The 4,700-nt window shown below is 63.5% G+C and carries 3 protein-coding genes; 2 read left to right on the forward strand and 1 reads right to left on the reverse strand.

What is annotated here, in order from left to right:
- Both L0G76_RS14235 and L0G76_RS14240 read left to right on the forward strand, forming a co-directional pair.
- Window positions 1–288, forward strand: a 288-nt coding sequence (locus tag L0G76_RS14235; RefSeq protein WP_304357819.1) for an LPXTG cell wall anchor domain-containing protein, incomplete at its 5' end; no start/stop codon positions are given.
- A 519-nt stretch (window positions 289–807) separates the two neighbouring features.
- Window positions 808–3,009 (forward strand): choice-of-anchor G family protein, encoded by a 2,202-nt coding sequence (locus tag L0G76_RS14240; RefSeq protein WP_304357820.1) that lies wholly within the window; start codon window positions 808–810, stop codon window positions 3,007–3,009.
- A gap of 200 nt (window positions 3,010–3,209) precedes the next feature.
- Here L0G76_RS14240 and L0G76_RS14245 read toward each other — a convergent pair.
- A partial coding sequence (locus L0G76_RS14245; RefSeq protein WP_304357821.1) for a deoxyguanosinetriphosphate triphosphohydrolase family protein occupies window positions 3,210–4,700 on the reverse strand: 1,491 nt, incomplete at its 5' end.

Here is a 4,700-nt window from a genome sequence, read left to right on the forward strand (position 1 = left end):
GAAGCCAGCGCTTCGTCCGATGATGACGCCGACCAGGCATCTGCTTCCGCGGATTCCGACCAGGCAGCCTCGGCCAGCTCCTCGAGCCAGTCGAACGCTTCGGCCAGCTCGAATGCCTCGGCCGGTGCCAGCACCAACGCCTCAGGCAGCAGCGACGGCGGAGATCTGCCACGGACAGGTGCCGACGGCGCCCTGACCATGGTCGGCTTCGCGGCCCTGCTCATTGCAGGCGGTGCAGCGGTGGTCTTCGGAACTCGCCGCTACCGTGCCTCGGCCGGTCAGCACTGATACACAAGACACTCAGCCACTGAGCTGAGCGCCTGAGCGGCGGGGTCGGAGTGAAAACTCCGACCCCGCCGTTTTTCGGTCCTGACCCGAAACCATCTGTTGCTCGCAGGTAATTAACGACACGCAGCTCGTGACAATCTCGTCATATTACGCCCCGTGGCACAGCCCAGAGACGAGGGACTTTAGTTCGACCAAAAGTATCGTCGTTTCACGCTTTGAGACACAAGGGATCCTGCTCCCGAAGCGCGCATCGAGCGCGATCCCCACCATCACAGGGAATGGCCCCGACTACACCAAAAACGCTCTCAACGACAGCTCTCGACGAGGTTCACTCATCATTCATCTCTCCGGCCGACACCTGCAAGCACGCTACGACCGTTACATAGTCGTTACTTTTCACATTACTTTCGCATTATTTGTCAATGACCTTGTAGGGTGAAGTTCGTTCGACCGGAAATCATCATGGAACCTTGCAAGCAACTACCGACGGTCGATCCTCACAAATGGAAGTGGAGAAGTATGAAGAAGCTCCGTAACGGGCAGCCGCCCGTGCGTAAGATCGCGGTTGGTGGCGCAGCCGCAGTCACCGCTCTGGGACTCACCGTGATGGTCACGTCACCCAGCGCAGCAGCCATCGAGCAGGACCCGAACGAAGACGCGGAAGCGCTTGGCCAGCTGGTCCAGTCGGATATCCTCGACGAGCAGCTCGTCGATGCCGCTGGCGCATACAGCAGCTTCCCCAGCAATCCGGAGGAAGCCAAGACCCCTCTCAACGCAGAAGCGCTGAACGCAATCGGTCTTGACCTCGGCGATGGTGTCTCCCTCCCGATCGTCAGCCAGCCTGACGGCGACGGACTCCTCAAGCTCGGCGAGGCAGGCGCACTCAACTCCTACGGCTATGCTCCCTCAGCGGACAGCGCCAAGGCCAGTGCCGGCGCGGTCGGCAAGGATGGCGCGCTGAACATCGACGACATCAACAACGGTGACTACGGAAACGCCGAAGTCGACCTCACCCAGGTTCTGGGCCAGGCCGGCCTCGACGGAGTCACCGACAACATCGTCGACGAGCTCTCCCTGTCACTGGGTGCAGTTGCTTCGACCGCCGAGGCACAGGGCTCCGGCGACGCCTCGTCCGAATACGCTGTGGCTGACGGAGTCCTCACGGTCTCCAGCCCCGCAGTCGGCGGACTCTCCGACTCCCTCAACGAGGTCGTCGACGGTGCCGGTGGCGCACTCGAAGACGTCATCGCCGAAGAGGGCCTCGCCGACAAACTGGGCAAGGCCGGCATCGACATCAACACCGGCGTTGCCAACCTCAAGCTCGGCGGCGAAGAAACCACCGTCAGCGTTGAGACTCAGGACGCGCTCAACAGCGTCGTCGAGAACGTCGTCAACGAGAAGCTCGAGGACGAGGCGGGAATCGTCTCGATCGACCTCAAGAACGGCGACATCAAGATCGACCTCGCCAAGGTCGTCAAGGGTGAGAACGGGGAGGACCTCAACAGCCTCGATCCCAACACCCAGGTGCTGACCTCCGAGACCATCGGAAAGATCACCGACGCAGTAGCCGATGCCCTCGGCGCCCTGAGCGGTAAGTTCAATGAGACCCTCAAGGATGCGCTCAACGACGCTCACGCCAAGATCTCCCTGCCTGCCGAAGGTTCGGTAGCGGGCATCCCGGCCAACGGCAAGATCGACATCGACGCCACCCTCGGCCAGCTCGCCGGCACCGGCGAAGGCGATCCGGAAATCTCAACTGATCTCGACGTCGCCGGAATCGAACTCGGCGACCTGATCAACTCGATCACCGGTCCCCTGCTCGAAGGTCTCCTGGGAGTCACCGAGCCGATCATCGGCGAAATCCTGAACTCCACCACCGAGCAGGTCACCGGTGGACTCACCGACGCAGTCGATCCGATCCTCTCCGGTCTCGATCCTGTCTTCGAGGGCCTCAACCAGGTCGTCGATCTCACGATCAATGAGCAGCCCACGATGAAGGACCCTGCTGAAGACAGCAACGTCAAGGGCACCGACGCCGATGGCTTCACCGTCAACGCCGTCAGCCTCGAGCTCCTGCCCGGCGGCGTGCCCGCAGCCAACGGTGCTCAGGCAGCACCTCAGGCTGCAGACGCACTTGCTGACATCAACCTGGCCTCCTCCTCGGTCCGTGCGACCGCGGCTGACGAAGCACCGGGCGACGATGCAGATGCTGATGATTCCGCTTCCGCTGATGCCGATGACTCGGCCTCCGCTGACGCAGACGACTCCGCTGCAGCCACCGCAGATGCAGACGATTCGGCAACGGCCGACGCAGATGACTCCGCCTCGGCTACCGCTGATGCAGACGACTCGGCTGCTGCCAACGACGAAGCAAACGCCTCGGCTGACGCCGACGACTCGGCTTCGGCAACTGCTGATGCCGACGATTCCTCGGCTGCCAACGCAGACGTGAATGCTTCGGCCAACGCGGATGACTCCGCTGCTGCCACCGATGATGCCAACGCTGCCGCTGCCAGCAACGACGATGCCAACGCATCGGCGAACGCCGACAACGACGCGAACGCCAGCGATGATGCCAATGCATCGGCTGCTGCTGACGGTGGCGACCTGCCCCGCACCGGTGCCACCGGCACCTGGGCAATGGGCGGCCTCGCTGCTCTGCTCATCGCCGGCGGTGGAGCTGCGATCTACCTGACGCGCCGTCACCGTGCAGGACTCTGAGACTGAAGTCTCATGAACGCCTGAGCGGCTGATACCGCAGTAGAGGCGGGGTCGGAGTGAAAACTCCGGCCCCGCCTTTCGTCTGCCTGAAATGTCTGTCCGAACCCGCCGGCAGGCTTCGGACCGACCACGCCGTCGGACCGACCAAGAAACTTTCGGACCGAGAAAGAAGCTTTCGCACCGGCGGAGAGCTCACACGGTCACAGTCCGCGTCCGGCCTCCCACGGTTCTTCCGAGGCACCGGTGATCAGGGCATTGACGGACATGGCCTGCGCATCGGTGAAGGACGCGATGTAGTCCACGACCGCCCGCGCACGTCCCAGCCGGATGATCGCACTGGAGCCCTCCTCGCCGAGGCTGTCGGGATCCCTGTCGTAGAGCTCCCGATATTCCTGTGTGGCGGCTTCAACGGAGTCGAGCAGACGCCGGGGAATCCGGGTCGCCTCGTCGGGGTCGCGCAGCCACTCGTGGAACCCTTCCACCAAGGAGGCGATGATCCGCGTCTGCCCGCGCTGATACACGGCCAGGTCGGAGCGTTCGAGGACGAACCGGGAGTGGACGAACTTCAGCACCACCACGTCGTGCCAGGTGGCATCGGACAGGCGCACGTGCCCGCTGCGGACATGCGGCTCGAAGTCGACGACGATGGAGGCCTTGAGCCGGTCGATCCACCTCCGGGTGAACGCAGTGACGGCCCGGTCTGCCTCCAGTCCCCCGTCATAGGGAACGGCCAGCAGTCCCTCGACAAGATCCCGGTTGACGCGCTCGACCGACTGGCGGAACGCATCCTCGTCGGCAATCCACGGATCCTTCTCCTGAATGTGACGCCACATCGACTCCAGAGCATGACCGGGCCGACGCCGATCCAACTCAGTATTGTCCAACCGGCCGAGCTCACGGCAGTCACTGAGCCACCGCCCCATCTCCGCAGACACACTGGTGTACTGGAGGACGTTGGACCGGTAGAAATCGTCGAGGTCATGGACCGCGTAGGCGATGTCATCGGCGACATCCATGACCGAACACTCCAGGGTCTGCTGATACCCACCGATGCGCGGAAACGCCGACAGCGCATCGTGCATCTCCGCAATCTCAGGCATGTACGCGGAGAACTTCATCGCTCCCTGCGACACTTCATCACCGACGCCCCGAGGCATCTCGGCCGAGCTCAGCCGCTGATGCTGCGTCCAATCACCGCGCGCCCACGGATACTTGAGGACCGCGGCCTTCACCGCCCGAGTCAGATTGAGTCCGCGCGCGGTGGCGTCACAGCTGTCGAGAGCAGTGAGGATGCGGAAGGTCTGGGCATTGCCCTCGAAGCCGTCGGGCAGGTGCAGCACCGTGCGCGCCACACGATCGAGCTCCTTCTCGCCGAGGTGGCCGAACGGAGGGTGACCCAGATCGTGGGCTGCGGCGGCAGCCTGAACCACCACCGGATCGCACCCACCGAGTTCGCCCAGCAGCGTCCGGGTGCGCTCGTCGGAATTGTTCAAGGTGATCGCGATCGACCTGGCCACGGCAGAGACCTTGAGCGAATGCGTCAGCCGGTTGTGGATGACGGTGCCCGAGCCCACCTGCGGGATGACCTGAGTCACCGCCGCCAGCCGTGAGAAGAAGGGGGAGAAACGGATCCGCTCGATATCGACACGGAACTCGTCCTCGCCAGGTTGACCCGCCTCGGCGACGTCACG

This window comes from Brevibacterium picturae, assembly GCF_030453725.1.
Taxonomy (GTDB): domain Bacteria; phylum Actinomycetota; class Actinomycetes; order Actinomycetales; family Brevibacteriaceae; genus Brevibacterium; species Brevibacterium sandarakinum_A.

Coding starts and splice junctions, on each gene's coding strand:
- L0G76_RS14240 (WP_304357820.1), top strand. CDS start 808: ATGAAGAAGCTCCGTAACGGGCAGCCGCCCGTGCGTAAGATCGCGGTT.